Origin of the sequence: Vibrio sp. CCUG 15886 (assembly GCF_028570825.1) — a bacterium.
GTDB lineage: Bacteria > Pseudomonadota > Gammaproteobacteria > Enterobacterales > Vibrionaceae > Vibrio > Vibrio vulnificus_B.
In genome coordinates this window covers 1-21061 of record NZ_JAQQBT010000025.1, presented here as the reverse complement: position 1 = coordinate 21061, position 21061 = coordinate 1, and the positions used below count along the sequence as shown (strand labels likewise).

Below are 21061 nucleotides of genomic sequence, written 5' to 3'. Positions count from 1 at the left end.
ACTAAGAAGATGAGAACTAAGAAGATGAGAACAAAGAAGATGAGAACAAAGAACGTTCCTGCCCGTCGCCTAACGCCGCATTAAGTGGTGAGCAACGCAGACCACTGAACTTAAAGTATTGTGCCGTAAACACCGAAATTGAAGTAAACTAAAAATGCCGAGCGTTGGGAATCCGTCTTAAATGCTTTGTTAAATTTACAAGTTCCTCTGGACTTATTACTTGTACCCCAAACTTCTCTGCTACTAAACGTAGATTGTCAGAATGAAATACAGACTGACTACCAGCATTCCGAGCTTGATCATTTGTACAAAAGTAGTCGTTACCAAATGCATAGTGAGCGGAAATAGAGTCTCCATCAGCCCACTCAGCAACTGAAGCGGCAAATTTCTTGATTTCGGTCTTTGACGCCATTTGAGCTAGCCTTTTATACGGAGACATTTTTATACCATAATGCTCTACAAGCTTGTGGTATGAACTTGAACCACAGCCCAAAGATTCAATAAACTTTGAACATTCATTCAGTCGATCAGCATATACCCAAAATTCATCGATAGATGAGAAGTTAACCTTTGTTTTATCTTGGATTTCTTTTGCTCTAGCCGTTCCAATATTAGTCATCGTGATTACTTTGAAACCTAGTTCAACTGCTTTTGAATACTTGAAAGCTAGTGCAGAATGCATTCCCGGATGAGCATCATTGTCCGGGCCAAAGCCCACCACTCCATGAAAATGATTTCCATCAAATTCTTCTGTGACCACTTCAATTTTTGGTTTGTATGTTGAAGTATGAGACAAGCGATCAGCCTTGAAGATTGATTCAAGGGAAAGAGCAATTTCACAGAAATATGGCTCAATTACATTATTACAAATATCCCGACTTAAACTTTCGTAAACCGATGGTTTATCACTATCTGGAGAAACTATATTTTCCCAAACATTTGAATCAAAAGTTACCTTCATAGTTTCCCCGTAAATTTAACGCTGCGTTAAGGGGTGAATGCCGCCTAAGCCAACTTTCCGCAGACCACTTTCACCACAAAACTCACCGCAAACCAAAAATGCCACACGGCATGAATCCCTCTTGAACGCCTTGTTATGCTTAAGCTTCAATGGGTTACGTTTTTCTGGAAACAAGATTAACTCGGCTTTGATTCACAAACAAAAGCCAAAACGTAGAAAACCGAAATGACTCATAGTTTTGAAAATCAGACTTTGAAATTTGGTAATCAAAACTCAAAAACCTAAGATCAAATTTCTGATTGTGCCAACCGCCCTAACCTCGCGCTTACCTGAAAATTGATTGAGGTAACTCTCTGAATTTTCAGCGCCAAAGAATAAGTGTCCGAAAAACAGCGCCCAATGAAGCCAACTTGCCGACTAACTCGAAACAAATCAGCCGAGGGAACAAAGAAAAGCACTAAACCACTGATTTTACGTAATTAAGCATAACGCCGCGTTAAGGTGTGAGCAACGCTACCACGAAACTGAACCATACCACCTTAAACACAAGACCCAACGATGAAATGAAAAATGCCATGCGTTGGGAATCACTCTTAAATGCTTTGTTATGTTTATATTTTACAAGTACTTATCTTTGCAAGCATTACAAACATAGTGATTTTCTACTAGCTGCCCCGTGTTGGATTGACTACATATTTCGCATACATTAAAAGTAGAGTTGAAACCAAGCTTTAATTTCTTACCTTTCAATTCGCTGATTAATTGCAAATTTACGCTTGATTGAGGTGTTTCTTGATTGTCAATGTTCTCAGAAAGCCCTTCAGGCTTAATATCACTATTTTCCTTCGATAACCTTTCATCTCTATCCTCAGAAAATGAAGGTTCAATTTTTTGATCACTACTAGGTTTAACATTTTCTACTGATTCGACACTATTACTTTTAATTGAATGAACTATAGCCGCTCCAACAATGAAAACTGTACCGTTTAAGATAACAAGCAACGCAACGCCTTCATGAATAGAACTTTTTGCTGTACCAAACACCATAAACCCGAAAAGATAGGCCAGAACACCTAAAACTGAAAACAGTACGACCATTAAATTTCCTCATTAGTTAATTAGATAAACATAACGCCCAATTAAGGTGTGAGGCACGCAATACCAATGCCGCCGCATACCGCCTTAACCACTAAAACCAACGCATATCAAAAATGCCACGCGTGCCGAATCACTCTTAAATTGTTTGTTATGCCGATACTACCAGCCGCCACATAACTGGCTCTCACAAGGGATGCCATCACGGTCGCCGTCTATTTTTACGTTCGGGCAGTTTGACAAATAAAACTTAGCTTCGTCACAAGACACCATTTCGCTACAGTACGTTTTACCTTCACAACTAAAACCCATATTTTCATACGCTGGGTTCAGTTTAGGTTCGATAAGAAACACGTATAATCCAGCACCTAATAAACCTAGGACAGCTGCTGATATTACAACTGAAAGAGAGTTTGTTTTTTGAGGTTCCACGCCAATTAAACGAGCACTTGCTGCACTTAATTTAGGCTGATTATTTGCCAGATGAAACTCTACATGATCACCTACTTGTGGGCGACGATAGCCTTGGGGAAACTTGGATATATGAACAAATACGTCGCCATCAAGCTCATCAGATTTAATGAACCCAAACCCACGTTCATCAACCCAGCGAAGAATCTTCCCTTTCATATATTCTCCCGTTTTCACGTTAAGGCATAACGCCCAATTAAGGGGTGAGCAACGCTACCACCCAACCTAAAGCATTGTGCCATAAACACTAAATTTTAAGTAGAAGCAAAAATGCCAAGCGTTGGGAATCCCTCTTAAATTGCTTGTTATGAGTTTAGATGCGCTGGATTCACTCAATATCTAACGAATCCTTAACTTCAAGGATTAACTTCGCAACAGCTAAATCATGATCCCTCGATAGTTGCAGACCCATATATTGAGTTGACTCTGTTAGATACTTGCAGATTTCTTGTGGTGATTGACTTTGCCTCACCAAGCTAAATAGTTGCGGTAAATAAGACTGGTATTCATCTCGTGCCCAATCACTATCTGATACTCCGATTGGGTCCCACTTGTAATAAAGAATCTCATCAATCCTATTATATAATTCTAGCTGTTCTGGAGGTAATTTATGCCCCATAATTCTTTTTCTCTACAACGTATAGCAGTACGACTGGATACTTTTTAACTCATAACGCTGCGTTAAGGGGTGAATGCCGCATAAACCAACCTTCCGCAGACCACTTTCACCACCAAAAACCACCGCATACCAAAAATGCCACGCGGCATGAATCCTGCTTAAACGCCTTGTTATGTGTTTGCTAACTCTATGAAAATTAGTATTTCTTCGTCAATAGCACATTTTTTGATTCAAAAACGACCAATCATTAGAAAACAATTAGCACTAGCTATAAAGTTATCTGATATTCATTCATTAATAAAACGTTAGCTAAGGTCTAGGTAAATGAAATTCAGTTTAAAAATAGTACTATCATTACTACTTGTTACTTTAACGTCTGGCTGCTCATCGATGGATGCACATGGTTACGGAGGTTATGGCAAACCATTTTCCGGAACGGCATTGTCAGTAGTCCGTCTGCCTTGCTTCTTTCGGGGAACAGCGGTCGACTACGCTTTAAGCCCTTTATCGTTAATGGCAGTACCAATAAATTTAGCTACAGATGTTGTTTTTCTACCCTTTGATTTAGCCATGATATTCACGCCCACAACAAGCTACGGGGAAGTAATTTCAATTGGCTGCCCCAGAGGCCCTATGATCTAGAACTGACGCTGTCTTTCTAGGCTCCAACACCAGTAGATACGCTGGTGTTGGAAGAACACATAACGCCGCGTTAAGGGGTGAATGCCGTTTAAACCGACTTCCCGCAGACCAACTTAACCACAAAACTCTCTGCAAACCAAAAATGCCACGCGGCATGAATCCCGCTTGAACGCTTTGTTATGCTTAAGCTTCAATGGGTGGCGTTTTAATAGAACCAAGATTAACTCGACTTTGATTTACAAACAAAAGCCAAAACGTCGAAAACCAAAATGACTCATAGTTTTGAAAATCGGACTTTGAAATCTGGCCGCTAAAACTCAAAAACCTAAGATCAAATTGCTGATTGAGTCAGCCACCCTAACCTCGCGCTTGCCCGAAAATTGATTGAGGCAACTCTCAGAATTTTTAGCGACCAAGAATGGATGTCCAGAAAATAGCGCACACAAAAGCCAACTTGCCGACAAACATCAAACTGACAAGCTGAGGGAACAAAGAAAAACCATAAACCACTGATTTTACTTGATTAAGCATAACGCTGCGTTAAGGGGTGAATGCCGCCTAAACCAACCTTCTGCAGACCACTTTCACCACCAAAACTCACTGCAAACCAAAAATGCCACGCGGCATGAATCCCTCTTGAACGCCTTGTTAGCCTTTAATCGTTTAGCGAGAAGGCTTGTCCATGAACAGACTTATAATTAATACTTAGCCTTAGTGAGCTGATACTTTCTTCGAGACTACTAACTTCAGCCCAGTCTTTAGCCGGAAAATCCACGGATAGTAAGCGTATTCTTTGATTATGAGCAATAGCGTAGCCTTTAGATAACTCTGTGTAGTTAAAGGCGTCTGATCTGTCGCCGAATAATGCAGTAAGAACATCTCTAGCACTATAGTTTTTGTCACCAAGTGCTACATCAAACGTTTCAATGAACGCTGGGCCTAAACCATTATTTATTAGATAAATTTCAATACGACCCACACCATTTTTAAAAAAGCGTTCTGTAAATAGATCCAGGTGAGGTTTTAGTGAGATACGATTTTGGCGACGCTGACTGCTGGCTTGGTACACAGTTAAAAACAGTGCGCACAACGCAATAATTTCAGATGCATATTTGCTTAGTATTTCCATAACTACCCATATCAAACTTGAAGGCTAACGCCCTGTTAAGGTGTGAGCAACGCAATACCGATGCTTCCGCAAACCACCTTAATCACCAAAACCAACGCATAGTAAAAATGCCACGCGTTGCGAATCACTCTTAAACAGTTTGTTATGTTTGTGCTGACTTAGCTAGATAAACTTATGATTGTATAGCGGTAAAACGTTTATGACTGGTTCTTCGTAAGGATGAACTTTTCGAACAGCATCAAGAGTAGCTTGAACTAAAGGCTCTTGGCATCTAACGTCAATTCTGACCTCTTCACCAAAGTTAATTTTACCTTTCTCGCCGGTAACAGGCTCCGAGGTTTCCGTTGGTCTCCAGAATCCTGAAATTTTCACAATAGAAATAACGCTGTCATAATCACCCACAACACCTGCGCCAACTGAATTAAGTACATCACGAATGGCTATAACTTCTGTTTCAGGTGCATAGATTTCTAGCTTAAATTCCATCGTTTCTCCCAAAAAACATAACGCCCAATTAAGGGGTGAACAACGCCTCCATCCAAACCTAAACATTGTGCCATAAACACTAAATTTGAAGTAGAAGCGAAAATGCCGAGCGTTGTGAATCCCTCTTAAATTGATTGTTATGTTTTACCACAACTGCATGATTTCCTTGAGAAAGAACTGCTACTTCCGACCAGTTTTCTGAAGTAAACCAAAAGGCTGAAACTAACTTGACCACCAAAGGCGACTAACCTAAAACGAGTAATTCCACTTCCCTGCCCAATGAGGCAACACGACCGAGCAACAACAAACACCCTTTCTTTCCAACCAAAGCGCAAAACAATGTTGAATTGCCGAGGCAACTGCCAAGGCAGGATGCTAATTGGCTAAGAACCTCAAAGCGACTTTGAGCCAGTTAAACCCGAAGCCAACCGCCACGACCTGACAATGAAGCAACCCGCGAACATTGGCATGTTTTACGGGCTGAGAGATTCAAGACCTTAGGCCGACAAGGCGGATTTGCTGAGTCTACTAGGGACGAATTGCCAGAGGGACAAAGAACTAAAGCCCAAGACCTTTAAGCCTTTGAAATACAAGTAAACATAACGCCCAGTTAAGGGGTGAAGCACGCAATGACCAAGCCACCGCATTGCACTTCAACACCGAAACCAACGCATACCAAAAATGCCACGCGTGCTGAATCCCTCTTGAACTGTTTGTTAGCATGTTGCTTCCGCTACAAACTCATTCACTTGAGAGCGTGTAGTGAAACGTACTTTAGTACCATGAAAATCTCTTAACAATTGCTGATGGAACTGCCGTGAACTTTTGGATTCGCGAACTGAGTATTCAGAAGCCCATTTTAATAATTCACGAAAATTCTTCTCCGCCTGTTCCTCATTAAGTTGCTTCGAGCTCTCCGAACCACGAGCATAAAGAGAACTTTCACATTCAGACCATTCCAAATCCAAAAACAACAGCATGTCAGCAGAAAAAATAAGCTGTTCGGCTAAAGCACCAAATACTCCCTCAACTACCCAGTTGCATTGAGACTTTATACTAGCAATTTCATTTTCGATTGCTCCGGTGGAGCGTTTTTGATTATAGCCACCTGGCTCCCATACAATCGAGTCCAAGTTAACTTCTTGCAACTGAAGTTTTCGGGATAACTGTTTCGACAACCAACTCTTGCCTGAGCCAGAATTACCGATGATGAGAATTTTCTTCATATTACTCCCGCATGCTAACGCCGCGTTAAGGGGTGAATGCCGCATAAACCAACTTTCCGTAGACCACTTTCACCACCAAACTCACCGCATACCAAAAATGCCACGCGGCATGATTCCCTCTTAAACGCCTTGTTATGTGTGTTGCTCAAACTGAGCCATATGACGTTTATACTTTTTCTCACGCCACTGCCAAACCACTAAACTGAGTGGAATGGCACCAAACGCACCCCAGAAACCACTAAATAATATGTCTGTAGTTTGCGCCCAACTCCAAGCTGTTCCTGACATAAATATTGGGTCAATACTTCGTCCGATCATCACGCCTAAAATAGCGGGAAACGAAGTGCGGGCAACAAATCTAAGAATTCCCTTTTTCCGCTCTAGTTTCCAACTGGAGAATTCAATATCTGGGTCTTTCATTATCTCCTCCATGAGACATTCGCTATGAACACATAACGCCCAGTTAAGGGGTGAAGCACGCAATGACCAAGCCTCTGCATAGCACTTCAACACAAAAGCCACCGCATACCAAAAATGCCGCGCGTGCTGAATCCCACTTGAACTGTTTGTTAGGCTAATTTTACGATCGATGATCTCCAATAAGTGATAAGCACAATCAGTAACATCCATGGCATCGCGTACCACCAAAAGTAAGACGCATCACTATCTGTCAGATAAAAATAGATAACCAAGAAAACACTTAAAAGCAACGATATTGTGTAAGCGAACCATAAAGCCACACACACATCATTACTGAACTGAGACATTGTCACTCCACGCTCAGCACAAGCCGCAAAAACTAAACCAAAACCAATTGCTCCACCAACAGTAATATGAACAAATGAAAGCGGTATTAAAACCCAAAGTGACATCATTCTCTCCCTGATTAGCCTAACGCCGCGTTAAGGGGTGAATGCCGCACAAACCGACTTCCCGCAGGCCACTTTCACCACCAAAACTCACTGCAAACCAAAAATGCCACGCGGCATGAATCCCACTTAAACGCCTTGTTATGTTTAAGCCTCAAAGGGTTGAGTTTGCGATACCAAGAGCTTAACTCGACTTACCTTTGTAAACCAAAATCAGACGCTAAAAAGCTGAATTAAATCATAATTTTGATTGTGCCGACTTTGAGTTTTAACGTGAGAAATCGAAAAACTGGGGCTCTAACTTTGAAATCAAAATCACTTTACGCACCTCGCCTACACTCTGGATTTCAATGAGGCAACTCTCTGAACTTTTCGCGCCCACGAATAGGAGTCCAGAAAACAGCGATCACCGAAAGCCAATTTGCCGACAAGACCAAAATTAGAAAGCCGAGAAAGCAAAGAAAAGATGCAACCAACGATTTTACGTGACTAAACATAACGCTGCGTTAAGGGGTGAATGCCGCACAAACAAACTTCCCGCACACCGCTTTCACCACAAAAACTCGCCGCATACCAAAAATGCCACGCGGCATGAATCCCTCTTTAACGTTTTGTTATGCATCTTGACTGATATTATTCTTGAACTATACCTTAATAATAAAATTATATACAACGTCAGGTGTAACAATGCGTCTAGTACAATCAATTTCAGCATGTGCATTGCTGTTTTGCTCATCTTTTGTAAGTGCGAATCAGGAAAATGATAGTAACTTATATAGCGGCATTGGCTTTATGTTCGCCAACATCGATCTTACTCTCAAAGTAGATGGAGACCAATATGAGACCAGCATTAATGACAACTCACTACTAGGTATGATTATTGGCTATCGACTTACCGAAAACACAGCATTAGAGTTTAGAGGCTTTGGTAATATCTCAAAAGCAACATTTATGGATTACGAAGTATCTCAAGATTCTTACTTTGGTGTTTTTGGCAAACTAATTGTACCCTTCAATGACTATTTTGAAATTTATGGTCTCTTTGGATTTGGACGCCATGAGGTTAGTATCGACTCTATATCCGATGATGACACTGACATAGCCTATGGAGTAGGATTTCAGGTAAAAAATCACTCCCCGATAGCTTTGCAAATTGAATGGTTAAAAACCTATGACGAAAATTATTCAGGTTACGATAGTAACTTGGGGTATTACGTCATTAGTACAGAAGAGACAAATATCTTTATGAATCTTATATATGAGTTTGAGTGATGCATAACGCTGCGTTAAGGAGTGAATGCCGCCTAAACCAACCTTCCGCAGACCACTTTCACCACAAAAACTACCCGCACACTAAAAATGCCACGCGGCATGAATCCCACTTGAACGCCTTGTTATAGCTCAAGCGTAAACGTATTGTTCAACTCTCTTACCCCGATCATCAACTGTAATGGCTTTAACATATATCTGGTGATTTTTAGCCATGTAGACTTGAAGATAAAACTCTTTAAGGCGATCTAAAGAAACATTGTGACTAGCTGCATGTTTTGGAAGCCATTCTCGGTAGTAACCTATTGATTTTCTAATTCTCGGAGTAAGCCTAAACAACTCCTCAGTACGAGCTGGAACCCAAGAAATTTGAACTGGCTTACCTTTGTTCAGGCGAGCTAAAGTATATAAATCTTCAAATATAAATGCGTCATCAACATAGTTGCACCCACCAACAAATGAGTGAGTGAAGTTGTGAGCCATTGATTTAATTAACTTATACTTCATGTTACCCCTGAGCTATAACGCTGCGTTAAGGGGTGAATGCCGCATAAACCAACTTCCCGCAGACCACTTTCATCACCAAAACTCGCCGCATACCAAAAATGCCACGCGGCATGAATCCCTCTTGAACGCCTTGTTATGCTTAAGCTTCAATGGGTTACGTTTTTCTGGAAACAAGATTAACTCGACTTTGATTTACAAACAAAAGCCAAAACGTAGAAAACCGAAATGACTCATAGTTTTGAAAATCAGACTTTGAAATTTGGCTGCTAAAACTCAAAAACCTAAGTTCAAAGTTCTGATTGAGCCAACTGCCCTAACCTCACGCTTACCTGAAAATTGATTGAGGTAACTCTCTGAATTTTCAGCGCCAAAGAATGAGTGTCCGGAAAATAGCGCCCACTGAAGTCAACTTGCCGACGAGCACATAACCCAAAAGCTGAGGGAACAAAGGAAAACCATAAACCACTGATTTTACGTGATTAAGCATAACGCTGCGTTAAGGGGTGAATGCCGCCCAAACCAGTTTTCAGCAAACCACTTTCACCACCAAAACTCACTGCCAACCCAAAATGCCACGCGGCATGAATCCCTCTTGAACGCCTTGTTATGTTTAAGACTCAAAGGACTAAGTTTTACTAGAACCAAGATTAACTCGACTAGGATTAGCTAACAAAAGGCAAAACCTAAAAAACTGAAATGACTCATAATTTTGAAATTTTGACTTTGAGCCTTGGCAGTTAAAACACGAAAACCTGAGATCAAATCTCGGATTGCACCAACCGCCCTAACCTCGCGTTTGCCCAAAAATTGATTGAGGCAATTCTGTGAATTTTCAGCGCCAAAGAATGAGTGTCCGGAAAATAGCGCCTACTGAAGCCAACTTGCCGACAAACTCGAAACTGACCAGCCGAGGGAACAGAGAGAAATATAAACCACTGATTTTACGTGATTAAGCATAACGCTGCGTTAAGGGGTGAATGCCGCCTAAGCCAACTTTCCGCAGACCACTTTCACCACAAAACTCACCGCAAACCAAAAATGCCACACGGCATGAATCCCTCTTGAACGCCTTGTTATGCTTAAGCTTCAATGGGTTACGTTTTTCTGGAAACAAGATTAACTCGGCTTTGATTCACAAACAAAAGCCAAAACGTAGAAAACCGAAATGACTCATAGTTTTGAAAATCAGACTTTGAAATTTGGTAATCAAAACTCAAAAACCTAAGATCAAATTTCTGATTGTGCCAACCGCCCTAACCTCGCGCTTACCTGAAAATTGATTGAGGTAACTCTCTGAATTTTCAGCGCCAAAGAATAAGTGTCCGAAAAACAGCGCCCAATGAAGCCAACTTGCCGACTAACTCGAAACAAATCAGCCGAGGGAACAAAGAAAAGCACTAAACCACTGATTTTACGTAATTAAGCATAACGCCGCGTTAAGGGGTGAATGCCGCATAAACCAGCTTTCCGCAGACCACGTCACCACCAAAACTTACTGCATACCAAAAATGCCACGCGGCATGAATCCCTCTTGAACGCCTTGTTATGTTTAAGACTCAAAGGGTTAAGTTTTACGATACCAAGAGCTTAACTCGACTTACCTTTGCAAACCAAAACCATAGGCTAAAAAACTGAATTAACTCATAAATTCGATTGAATTTGCATTGAATCTCAACGTGAGAAACGAAAGTTGAAGCTCTAGCTTTGAAACTGAGCAAGCTGCGCTCACCTCACCAAAACACTGCATTTCAATGAGGCAACTCTCTGAATTTTTAGCGCCCACGAATTGAAGTCCAGCAAACAGCGATCACTGAAGTCAACTTGCCGACAAGACCAAAATTATAAAGCCGAGAAAGCAAAAAAAGATGCAACCAACTGATTTTACGTGATTAAACATAACGCCGCGTTAAGGGGTGAATGCCGCATAAACCAACTTTCCGCAGACCACTTTCACCACCAAAACTCACCGCATACTAAAAATGCCACGCGGCATGAATCCCTCTTGAACGCTTTGTTATGGCTTACAACTCACGAATAAACAAAAATCTAATCCGTTGTTTTATATAAACTTAACACGTTCATCTAAGCACTCACTAGAACCCATTTCGAATTCGCGGCATATCCAAGGACGATTTTCGTAAATTGCGCACATTAGAGTATTTCTATCTAAAGCCGCACACCAACCATCATTTAATCGCATCATTGTTTCACCTCCATACTGATCACGTGCGATGAACTCTTCTGGCGCGCCGGTATCAGAGATAATCATAACTTCAAGACGACAGCAGCAAGCTTTGCAGTTTGAGCAAGATACATTTGAGGAAGAAGGTGTATTAGTTGGTATAAGCATAAGTAACTACAGTTTAGTCAATTGCGCATGATACCGTAAATTTGATGCGAACAACCTTCATTTCTGAGATTACTTGTCTTGTGAGCCATAACGCCCAATTAAGGGGTGAGCAACGCTACCACCCAACCTAAAGCATTGTGCCATAAACACTAAATTTGAAGTCGAAGAAAAAATGCCGAGCGTTGTGAATCCCTCTTAAATTGCTTGTTAGGCAAATTTCTCAAAGAGTTTCAAAAGCCTATCATAATGCTCTACTCCATCAAGAACATAGTCTTGGAACGCGTCAGGTGATTTCTGCGAACCCGACGCTGAAATATTCGACTCTACGTCCTTTACAGCTAGCTTCTGAAGATCTCGAGTTGCAGGTAACGCTGTGGTTGAGTCGAATGGCGTTGAATATGATTCATGGATAGTTTTTCGACACAAGCACCCAAGAGCAAATAATTGGTTTCGTAATAAAACATCGAGTGTCTCTTTGAGTTCACTCGCTAGCTCTTTTTCAATACCTAGCTCTTTTATTACTCCGTAGATGTACCAGAAATTGTCAATTCTTTCATCTTTGTTAGCCCCTTCGTAATAAAAGCCGCTACTCACTGGGTTTCTGACTAACTTGATGTGCATCTTAAGCATTTCAATCGTCGATGATTTTAAACCCACGACGGTATCTTCGAGCTCCGATTTAACTTCTCGCAGCTTAATGATATTGCCACCAATAGATAACTCAGATACGTCTTTCCAGAAAGCTGCTACTAGTGATAGCAACGCAATCCCGAAAGACAATGCTACGAACTCACTTCCATTTAGATAACCGTGTACTAATAGTAAAAAGGAGAACACTAGACCGCTTCCCCCTATTCCTATCAAAAACATGATACGCAAATACTTCAAATTATCTCCTTTTGCCTAACGCCCAATTAACGTGTGAGCAGCGCAAACACTGAACTTAAACACTGCGCCGTAAACACTTAATTCAACCCGAAGTGAGAGCGCCAAGCGTTGCGAATCACTGTTGAATTGTTTGTTATGAGTGTTCTCTAAGTTGTTCACCAAAACGATTGCTAGCGGTGCCAACATATGTCATGGCATTTAGTTCGAATATCTTGCCACATGTTGAGCACTGAAAAACACACCAAATGATATCTGGCCATTCCCCTGTCCTAATGGAATCGAAGTTTGTGTAGTAAGGCTCATCATTCAATGGAGTTTCCAATAATTCGCCGTTAGCAACGCAACCCCTTATCATTTCAAGAGCACTAGCTAGTTTTGAGGGTGTTGTAGGACGCCTTTCGTTTCTGTGCTTAGAACACTGTTTACAAAACTCTTTCATACATTTCTCTGAAACTCATAACGCTGCGTTAAGGGGTGAATGCCGCACAAACCAACTTCCCGCAGACCACTTTCACCACCAAAACTCGCCGCATACCAAAAATGCCACGCGGCATGAATCCCACTTGAACGCCTTGTTAGGTGAATTTATACCGCTGAAATATAAACACAAACCTCTCGTTCACCACCTTGCATACGAAGTGTTTGATTTTCTATGTAAGTAACGCCAAGTTTATCGATAACTGACTTTGAACGAGCATTACCAACAAGATGCATAACCTTTAACTCTCTCAATCCATGAGATTCTTTTGCGTACTCAATTAGCGCCTTTGAAGCTTCTGTCGCATAACCCTGCCCCCAAAAATCGACACCCAACCAATAACCTAATATACCTTGGCCATCTTTTAAGCTTGGCAAACTCACGGCCCCAATAAGCTCTAACGATTCTTTATGTACAATCGCATAAACAATACTCTCTCCGCTGGCAAAACCAATTTCATGTGTTTCAATCCATGAAATTGCATCTGAAACTTCGTATGGATGCGGTATGTTTGCCGTCATTTCTGCGATTCGTTTATCACCAGCTAATACTGATACTTGCTCAGCATCAGACTGCTTAAATGATCTAAGAATTAAACGTTCAGTTTCCAAAATTTGCTGCATTATTTCCCCAAATTCACCTAACGCTGCGTTAAGGGGTGAATGCCGCCTAAACCAGCTTTCCGCAGACCACTTTCACCACCCAAACTAACCGCATACCAAAAATGCCACGCGGCATGAATCCCTCTTGAACGCCTTGTTATGTTTAAAACTCAAAGGGTTAAGTTTTACGATACCAAGAGCTTAACCCGAACTAGCTTTGAAAACCAAAATCAGAAGCTAAAAAACTGAATTAACTCATAAATTTGATTGTGCTGACATTGAATTTTGACGTCAGAAACCGAAAAGCTGAAGCTCAAATTTTGAAATTGAGCAACCTGCACTCACCTCACCCAAACACTACATTTAAATGAGGCAACTCTCAGAATTTTTTAGCGTTCACGAATTGGAGTCCAGTAAACAGCGGCCACTGAAGTCAACTTGCCGATAAAACCGAAATTAGAAAGCCAAGAAAAGATGCAAGCAACTGATTTTACGTGATTAAACATAACGCCGCATTAAGGTGTGAACAACGCGACCACGAAACTTAACCTTACCACCGTAAACACTGAACTCAACGTTGGAATAAAAATGCCAAGCGTTGAGAATCACTCTTAAATGCTTTGTTATGTGCGTGCTAATTTTTGTAGATCATTTAAATAGATAGACCAATGCTTCCAACACGACTCTGCAAGCTCTAGCACATCGATGATTTCATTTTGGGTAACAACCGAGAATTTACCCGAAATACCAGGAAAATCGGCATTACCATTACTTTGATATTGAGTGCCGGATAAGTGTGGTTTAACTTGTGACCATTGCTTTCTGGTGAGTTTACAATGCTTTGAACGATTAGCTAAATCTGCACAAATTTTAAGTGATTCGTGTGACTCGATAAACTGTTTTAAGTCTTTGTGCGAAATACCCACTACATTCAGGTTTGCGACCCATTCATGGAGATGATGACAGTGAATAAAGAAAGACAAAATATCATCTTCAACTGATTTTCGATCATCCCACAAAATATGATTCTCACCAGAATAAACATTTCTAATTCTTTGTAGATAACGTTCTACTCGGTTGATTTGTTCCATATTTCCTCCAAGTACATAACGCCGCGTTAAGGGGTGAATGCCGCCTAAACCAGCTTTCCGCAGACCACTTTCACCACAAAACTCTCTGCATACCAAAAATGCCATGCGGCATGAATCCCACTTGAACGCCTTGTTATGTTTCAAGTACTTATTGTGAAATACTCTGTTTCCCCAGCTCCTCGATATAACTCATTATTTCTTCATAGCCTTGATACAACTCCGGGGGCATAGCATTTTTGAACTCCTGTTTACTCAGGTATGGGGAATACAGAAAGCACTCTAGAAATGAAACATTTATGGCGTTTAACAATTCATTTCTACTCCGGCAAAACAAAGAGTTAACCCAGAGAAAGCAACTTTCTAGTTCAGCTAACTTCCTCTCTTTGCACAGTTTTTCCGCCACTCTCTGCAAACTAGCCATATCAAGGTGCAACAAACCTTCATTAAACTCTATATCCTCTCGGACTTCTGGATATCGTTTCAGTAATTGGTCATAGAACTCACTGATAAGAACTCTATCACTTACAGACCCATCCCACTCTGGATAATTCAACTTTCCCTCCGGAAACATAACGCTGCGTTAAGGGGTGAATGCCGCATAAAGGAACTTTCCGCACACCACTTTCACCACCAAAACTCACCGCACACCAAAAATGCCACGCGGCATGAATCCCTCTTAAACGCCTTGTTATGCTTGGGCTATCGATAGCCTCATTTTCAAACTCTGCGTCATTTCACCATTAGGCAAAGTAATTTCCTCACCTTCACCTACGTAGCTAAACCCAAACTTTTCGTAAAGTTTTCTAGCTGCAATATTGGACTTGTAAACTTCAAGCCTGAGCTCTTTGTAACCAAACCTTTTGCTGTCTGAAATGACCTGTTTCAGTAACTTTTTTCCCAAACCTTTGCCTCTAAGGTCTGCATGAACTTGAGCACCAACAAATCCAACATCATCGCATTCTAAACCGCACATTGAACCCGGAAATGCCTCAATACTAGCCACTACCTTTCCGGCTGATAAAGCAACAAAATTGGGGAATTTAAGCTGTTCGACTTTACAGAGCACCTTTAAAACTTTCTCTTTTGGTGGTGGAGGATTTCTAAGGTAAGCCCCTTCATCAAATACACCTTGCCAGAGCGCTACAAAGCTATCTAAATCATCCTGATTGATTCTTCTGATTTCCATATTTTCCTCTAAAGCATAACGCCGCGTTAAGGGGTGAATGCCGCCTAAACCAACTTTCTGCAAACCACTTTCACCACCAAAATTCACTGCATACCAAAAATGCCACGCGGCATGAATCCCACTTGAACGCCTTGTTATGCAAATGTTCTAACGGCAAAACGTATCTATATACAAAGCCTCAACCTTGTCTCTCGCCCACTGTGTGCGACGCAAAAACTTAAGAGAAGATTTGATTGATGGATTGCTGTAAAAACAGTTAATTTGAATTTCTCTGTCTAACCCTTCCCAACCATAGTGCTCTTGTAAACGAACAAGGATTTTCTCTAAGGTTAATCCATGTAAAGGGTTGTTTGGTTGCTCTTGGCTCATCGCTTGGATCCTAATAATACCGCTTAGTTTGGTCGCAGTTTACCAGAATGCTGTAGGCAGTTAGCCAATTTATTTTCGCCAATAGCCTAGACCTAAGCACTGGAAAATCAGCTGATTTGAATATTTGCATAACGCTGCGTTAAGGGGTGAATGCCGCCTATACCAACTTTCCGCAGACCGCTTTCACCACAAAAACTCACTGCAAACCAAAAATGCCACACGGCATGAATCCCACTTGAACGCCTTGTTATGCCTGTGCTACCACGCCCCAATTGCCACTGAAATGATAACAAAGCCTATCAAGACAACGCCTATATATTGGAAAATTGACTTCACATAAGTTAGAGCATTGTAGTTTTTGCTACCAAGCTCTTGCTCAGATTTTTGAAGATCGCCCCTTTTCCATGCAAAAAATGCAATACGTACAAAGTTAGTTAGTACAATTGGCCAAGCTAGTATATGACGGACTGCTGTTAGCAGAACCTCACCCCAACTTGGCTGTTTACTATATGGGTGAAGCATTTTTAACAGAACTAACGCAAATTTGAATAGAAAGCCTGTTGCAATATAGGCTGTAAACCAACTCGGCAACTCTGCTAGTTTAGGAATCCAGACATACAATAGATCCCTAATAATTGAGTACCCAGAAAGATAGTCTTCGTATTTATCATGTAATCCTCTGATATTAGATGCTATATCAATTAGAGCATATATGGTCAAAGGTACCGTCGCCCATACGACTAATTTATTAATAGGCTTCTTCATACTCTCACTTTTTGATAAAAGGCATAACGCCGCGTTAAGGGGTGAATGCCGCACAAACTAACTTCCCGCAGACCACTTCCACCACCAAAACTCACCGCATACCAAAAATGCCACGCGGCATGAATCCCGCTTTAACGCCTTGTTATGCAAATGTTCTTAACGGCAAAACGTCTCTATATACAAAGCCTCAACCTTGTCTCTCGCCCACTGTGTGCGACGCAAAAACTTAAGAGAAGATTTGATTGATGGATTGCTGTAAAAACAGTTAATTTGAATTTCTCTGTCTAACCCTTCCCAACCATAGTGCTCTTGTAAACGAACAAGGATCTTCTCTAAGGTTAATCCATGTAAAGGGTTGTTTGGTTGCTCTTGGCTCATCGCTTGGATCCTAATAATACCGCTTAGTTTGGTCGCAGTTTACCAGAATGCTGTAGTCAGTTAGCCAATTTATTTTCGCCAATAGCCTAGACCTGAGCACTGGAAAATCGGCTGATTGAATATTTGCATAACGCTGCGTTAAGGGGTGAATGCCGCACAAACCAACCTTCCGCAGACTACTTTCGCCACCAAAACTCACCGCATACCAAAAATGCCACGCGGCATGAATCCCTCTTGAACGCCTTGTTATGTTTAAGACTCAAAGGGTTGAGTTTACGATACCAAGAGCTTAACTCGACTTACCTTTGCAAACCAAAACCATAGGCTAAAAAACTGAATTAACTCATAAAATTGATTGAATTGGCATTGAATCTCAACGTGAGAAACGAAAGCTGAAGCTCTAACTTTGAAACTGAGCAAGCTGCACTCACCTCACCAAAACACTGCATTGCAATGAGGCAACTCTCTGAATTTTTAGCGCCCACGAATTGAGGTCCAGAAAACTGCAACCAATAAACTCAGCTTGCCGATAAGACCAAAACCAAAAAGCAAAGAAAAGATGCAAGCAACTGATTTTACGTGATTAAACATAACGCTGCGTTAAGGGGTGAATGCCGCACAAACCAACTTCCCGCAGACCACTTTCACCACCAAAACTCGCCGCATACCAAAAATGCCACGCGGCATGAATCCCACTTAAACGCCTTGTTAGTTGCGTAGCTGATGTTTGCCAAAGAACTTAGTCCAAGTAGTCTGGCGTGCTAAGGTTAGTACCACAAACCTTACACTTATAATCACCTGTTGGTTCACCTTCCATCAAAGCACTTGCTATTGCAGCAAATAACCCAGACAAGAAACCTCTTGCTTCAGTTTTAGGTTCTATTTTTGAAAAGCTCTCATACTTATGAACCGTAACTTTTTTGCAGTTACAACAGAACGCTTTTGTTTCCTCAGCGCCGTAAGCATGTACCACCTTGCTTCTCCTTTGATACGAATTTATCTTCTAGCAACTAACGCCCTGTTAAGGTGTGAGCAACGCAATAACGAAGCTCCCGCATACCACCTTAAACACTAAACACAACGCATAGTAAAAATGCCACGCGTTGCGAATCACTCTTAAACAGTTTGTTATACGAATTAATCCAGCTGCCAAATCTCTGTAGATTTAAATGCATACATATACAACGGATACAGGTAAACAAACATTAGTCCCATTCCTGTAACGAAAAAGAACAAGGTTCCCGGGCTTAGATAAGTCAGTAAGAAGAACACACTAAATATCGCAAAGCCCAGCATGGAAAGTGCATTTATCCCAAAGATGATGATCGCTAGCACTTTGCTACCGACAGCAACTCGATAACTGAAGCCGTAGAAGCTGACAAGAGATATTGTGGATATAAATGAGCCTATAAATGCTCCAATACTTAACTCTTCAGAAAACGGGAGTTGAATAATGCTTAAAACCGTTAAGAAACACATTACCCAGAATACAAACTTCCACTTTTTCACGAATCCTCCTCATTCGTATAACGCTGCGTTAAGGGGTGATTGCCGCCTCAACCAACTTTCCGCAGACCACTTTCACCACTAAAACTCACCGCATACAAAAAATGCCACGCGGCATGAATCCCGCTTAAACGCCTTGTTATGTGTGTACACCAAATGCAGCTTACTGCCTACATTTAACCTATTGCCTAAAATTTGACAAATGAATGAATATGTTAATAGTATTGATGGCTATTCAACCAACGGAAGGCTTAAATCGTGAAGGAAATCATCAACAACATAAGTATTTTTGTAGGCAAAAACCTTAGCAGCATTGGGTTTACCTCTGGTGTTCTATTTTACTTGGTAATCAGGTAATTAGCTCAAGAGACAGCAGATAAGCAGATTTATTTGGCCGTTTTACAACTTTGACGCTGTCTTTGGCATTGTTACCCAAACTTTTCCACCCGTGAATAACCTTTCTTTTCAGTGCTTTTATTGGTATCACTTTCGCGCTGCTATCTCCGATTACTTCTTAACACATAACGCCCTGCTAAGGGGTGAGCAACGCAATACCGAAGCCGCTGCATACCACCTTAATCACTTAAACCAACGCATAGTAAAAATGCCACGCGTTGCGAATCCCTCTTGAGCAGTTTGTTAGTTTGCAAACCCAAAGCGTTGATTTTACGTTATTTTAAACTTTGCAAACAACAAACTTTATGTGTGTTGATGCACTTAAGTCAGGCGTAGTCTCAAAGCGGCTACTCAATGAAACCACGTGGAACAAACAACGCCGCAAAAAACGAACTAACAACACCAAAAAGCGCTTTTGGAAAACCAATCTCACAATGCGGACTTTCAACAAAGCCACTGAAACCACATGAACTTACCACACCAGAGAAAACGCTATTTCAGCGAGTAGTACGGCTTTTGTACCGACAAACTCAACGAGCAGAGTTTCAGCAAAAAAGTTCGACTCAGGTAAACCAAAAGTCGCCGCACCAAAAAACAAATCAACCGTTGAAACGATGCCAATTTTGAATTTTCACCACGCTGGTTAACACTGAAATTGAAAGCCAATACGACAACTTAAACTTTGAGCTTTTACCACTAGGTCTTGCGATATAGCTGCGTTTTTCCTCTTGCAAACTAACGCCGCGTTAAGGGGCGCAGGCACGCACTACAAACGTGAACGCATTGCGCCTTAACCACTAAACAAACTGCAAACCAAAAATGCCACGCGTGCCAAGTCCCGCTTTAACGCTTTGTTAGATTAATTGCCCCTTTTAACACTGAACTCTCTTAACATATCCTTTGAGGCACCAACAATATGAGTAGATGCCTGCTCATAAATTGCTGTGTTAAAGTCACCGATAAGAAAACTACTGTCTTTCGAACCTGAACCCATAATTACATTCTTAGATAATGGGAACATAAAGTTCCTGAAGTTAAATAAGCTACTTTCATTTTCAAATAATATAGGGTTGTCACAAGTCAAAACTAACCCTTCGACAGTTTGACTAACATAGAAATAGAAATCTATATAACTATCGTCATAAATTTGGAACGTAACGACAGGGAGAACCATATTCTGAATTAATTTTAAGTTCGCTTCTACATGCCTATTCACATAAAGGTACTTGATGAAACCTTCATCAAATTCAATTGTTGACTTGGTATATTTAGGCAAATTCAAGTACAGTTCATATAGATTTTCAGCATATTTTCTGGCTAACTCGTCTTGAGCAGGCGCGCGCCAAAACTGAAAAGCAACTAGAATTTTCATTAGCTTATGAAAATCCAAATTTTCTTTTAGAGAACGATACATATTGGGGTCATGGCGCAATTTTTCAATTAGTTCAAATGCACCTGCCAACTCACTTTCGACCTCAGAATAAAAATCCTCAATAATTAGAGGGTTATCATACCCTTCTAATGTATACAAATGAAGGTCATACATTACCTGTGCAGGGTGCTTGGAACTGATATTGCCCCATTCCTTATTTAGTACATATAGTTCATTTGAATCACTTTGAGTGAAACCTTTAAGGTAAACTTCAGGTAGAAAATGATGCTTTTTTTTGTTTTGCTTATTCAATTTCATCTCCATTAATCTAACGCCCTGTTAAGGTGTGAGCAACGCAATACCGATGCCGACGCATACCACCTTAAACACTACACGCAACGCATGG

The 21061-nt window shown here is 41.0% G+C and carries 23 protein-coding genes and 1 pseudogene; 2 read left to right on the top strand and 22 right to left on the bottom strand.

All coding sequences use genetic code 11. The features are described 5' to 3' along the window. Positions 1-148: 148 nt before the first annotated feature. From PQQ36_RS21505 to PQQ36_RS21485, 3 genes are all read right to left on the bottom strand, one after another. Positions 149-961 carry a hypothetical protein gene (locus PQQ36_RS21505; RefSeq protein WP_273662569.1) on the bottom strand — a complete coding sequence of 271 codons (813 nt, stop codon included), beginning with the start codon at positions 959-961 and terminating at the stop codon, positions 149-151. A gap of 618 nt (positions 962-1579) precedes the next feature. Then, positions 1580-2059, bottom strand: coding sequence for a hypothetical protein (locus tag PQQ36_RS21495; protein WP_052687816.1), 480 nt, complete (start codon positions 2057-2059; stop codon positions 1580-1582). A 159-nt stretch (positions 2060-2218) separates the two neighbouring features. After that, positions 2219-2686 carry a cold shock domain-containing protein gene (locus tag PQQ36_RS21485; protein ID WP_043921028.1) on the bottom strand — a complete coding sequence of 156 codons (468 nt, stop codon included), beginning with the start codon at positions 2684-2686 and terminating at the stop codon, positions 2219-2221. A gap of 784 nt (positions 2687-3470) precedes the next feature. On the opposite strand from PQQ36_RS21485, the gene PQQ36_RS21475 reads away from it, so the two are divergent. Further along, on the top strand, positions 3471-3788 hold the full coding sequence (locus tag PQQ36_RS21475) for a YceK/YidQ family lipoprotein (RefSeq protein ID WP_072599303.1): 318 nt from the start codon (positions 3471-3473) through the stop codon (positions 3786-3788). Positions 3789-4443: 655 nt separating this feature from the next. On the opposite strand, the gene PQQ36_RS21460 is transcribed toward PQQ36_RS21475, so the two are convergent. The 5 genes from PQQ36_RS21460 to PQQ36_RS21420 form a co-directional block, all read right to left on the bottom strand. Continuing rightward, positions 4444-4917, bottom strand: a complete 474-nt coding sequence (locus tag PQQ36_RS21460; protein WP_061058585.1) for a hypothetical protein — start codon at positions 4915-4917, stop codon at positions 4444-4446. 162 nt (positions 4918-5079) lie between these two features. Next, on the bottom strand, positions 5080-5403 hold the full coding sequence (locus tag PQQ36_RS21450; protein WP_263226825.1) for a hypothetical protein: 324 nt from the start codon (positions 5401-5403) through the stop codon (positions 5080-5082). Positions 5404-6119: 716 nt separating this feature from the next. Next, positions 6120-6629 carry an AAA family ATPase gene (locus tag PQQ36_RS21440; protein WP_140213378.1) on the bottom strand — a complete coding sequence of 170 codons (510 nt, stop codon included), beginning with the start codon at positions 6627-6629 and terminating at the stop codon, positions 6120-6122. Between the two features lie 132 nt (positions 6630-6761). Next, the gene (locus PQQ36_RS21430) at positions 6762-7049 is read right to left on the bottom strand and encodes a hypothetical protein (protein WP_273662561.1); all 288 of its coding nucleotides are present in this window, start codon (positions 7047-7049) and stop codon (positions 6762-6764) included. 149 nt (positions 7050-7198) lie between these two features. Further along, positions 7199-7501: a hypothetical protein gene (locus tag PQQ36_RS21420; protein WP_118893581.1), complete on the bottom strand. Its 303-nt coding sequence runs from the start codon at positions 7499-7501 to the stop codon at positions 7199-7201. A gap of 684 nt (positions 7502-8185) precedes the next feature. Here PQQ36_RS21420 and PQQ36_RS21415 point away from each other — a divergent pair. Beyond that, entirely contained in the window at positions 8186-8770 is a 585-nt protein-coding gene (locus PQQ36_RS21415; RefSeq protein WP_080931236.1) for an outer membrane beta-barrel protein, read from the top strand. A gap of 129 nt (positions 8771-8899) precedes the next feature. Here PQQ36_RS21415 and PQQ36_RS21405 read toward each other — a convergent pair whose 3' ends face one another. The 14 genes and pseudogenes from PQQ36_RS21405 to PQQ36_RS21295 all read right to left on the bottom strand — a co-directional run bounded on the left by PQQ36_RS21405 (position 8900) and on the right by PQQ36_RS21295 (position 20967). Then, the gene (locus tag PQQ36_RS21405; RefSeq protein ID WP_044023867.1) at positions 8900-9274 is read right to left on the bottom strand and encodes a hypothetical protein; all 375 of its coding nucleotides are present in this window, start codon (positions 9272-9274) and stop codon (positions 8900-8902) included. 273 nt (positions 9275-9547) lie between these two features. Next, positions 9548-9733 (bottom strand): annotated as a pseudogene (locus PQQ36_RS22695) (hypothetical protein). 1600 nt (positions 9734-11333) lie between these two features. Beyond that, positions 11334-11624: a YkgJ family cysteine cluster protein gene (locus PQQ36_RS21380; RefSeq protein ID WP_273662557.1), complete on the bottom strand. Its 291-nt coding sequence runs from the start codon at positions 11622-11624 to the stop codon at positions 11334-11336. Positions 11625-11831: 207 nt separating this feature from the next. Beyond that, positions 11832-12512, bottom strand: coding sequence for a hypothetical protein (locus PQQ36_RS21375; protein WP_273662555.1), 681 nt, complete (start codon positions 12510-12512; stop codon positions 11832-11834). A gap of 585 nt (positions 12513-13097) precedes the next feature. Further along, entirely contained in the window at positions 13098-13613 is a 516-nt protein-coding gene (locus PQQ36_RS21370) for a GNAT family N-acetyltransferase (protein WP_011080342.1), read from the bottom strand. Between the two features lie 602 nt (positions 13614-14215). Beyond that, positions 14216-14788 carry a hypothetical protein gene (locus PQQ36_RS21360; protein ID WP_419836183.1) on the bottom strand — a complete coding sequence of 191 codons (573 nt, stop codon included), beginning with the start codon at positions 14786-14788 and terminating at the stop codon, positions 14216-14218. Between the two features lie 43 nt (positions 14789-14831). After that, positions 14832-15236 (bottom strand): DUF7674 family protein, encoded by a 405-nt coding sequence (locus PQQ36_RS21350; RefSeq protein ID WP_224642478.1) that lies wholly within the window; start codon positions 15234-15236, stop codon positions 14832-14834. Between the two features lie 135 nt (positions 15237-15371). Continuing rightward, on the bottom strand, positions 15372-15956 hold the full coding sequence (locus PQQ36_RS21345) for a GNAT family N-acetyltransferase (RefSeq protein WP_273662552.1): 585 nt from the start codon (positions 15954-15956) through the stop codon (positions 15372-15374). 60 nt (positions 15957-16016) lie between these two features. Beyond that, positions 16017-16238, bottom strand: coding sequence for a VF530 family DNA-binding protein (locus PQQ36_RS21340; protein WP_000076907.1), 222 nt, complete (start codon positions 16236-16238; stop codon positions 16017-16019). Between the two features lie 258 nt (positions 16239-16496). Continuing rightward, a complete protein-coding gene (locus PQQ36_RS21330) occupies positions 16497-17003 on the bottom strand; it encodes a hypothetical protein (protein ID WP_273662549.1) in 507 nt (168 codons plus the stop codon). A 156-nt stretch (positions 17004-17159) separates the two neighbouring features. Further along, entirely contained in the window at positions 17160-17381 is a 222-nt protein-coding gene (locus PQQ36_RS21325; RefSeq protein ID WP_047706151.1) for a VF530 family DNA-binding protein, read from the bottom strand. Positions 17382-18120: 739 nt separating this feature from the next. Further along, a complete protein-coding gene (locus PQQ36_RS21315) occupies positions 18121-18354 on the bottom strand; it encodes a hypothetical protein (protein WP_039553812.1) in 234 nt (77 codons plus the stop codon). 164 nt (positions 18355-18518) lie between these two features. Continuing rightward, the gene (locus PQQ36_RS21305; protein WP_273662546.1) at positions 18519-18890 is read right to left on the bottom strand and encodes a hypothetical protein; all 372 of its coding nucleotides are present in this window, start codon (positions 18888-18890) and stop codon (positions 18519-18521) included. Between the two features lie 1252 nt (positions 18891-20142). Beyond that, positions 20143-20967 (bottom strand): DUF4238 domain-containing protein, encoded by an 825-nt coding sequence (locus PQQ36_RS21295; protein WP_273662544.1) that lies wholly within the window; start codon positions 20965-20967, stop codon positions 20143-20145. Positions 20968-21061: the final 94 nt, after the last annotated feature.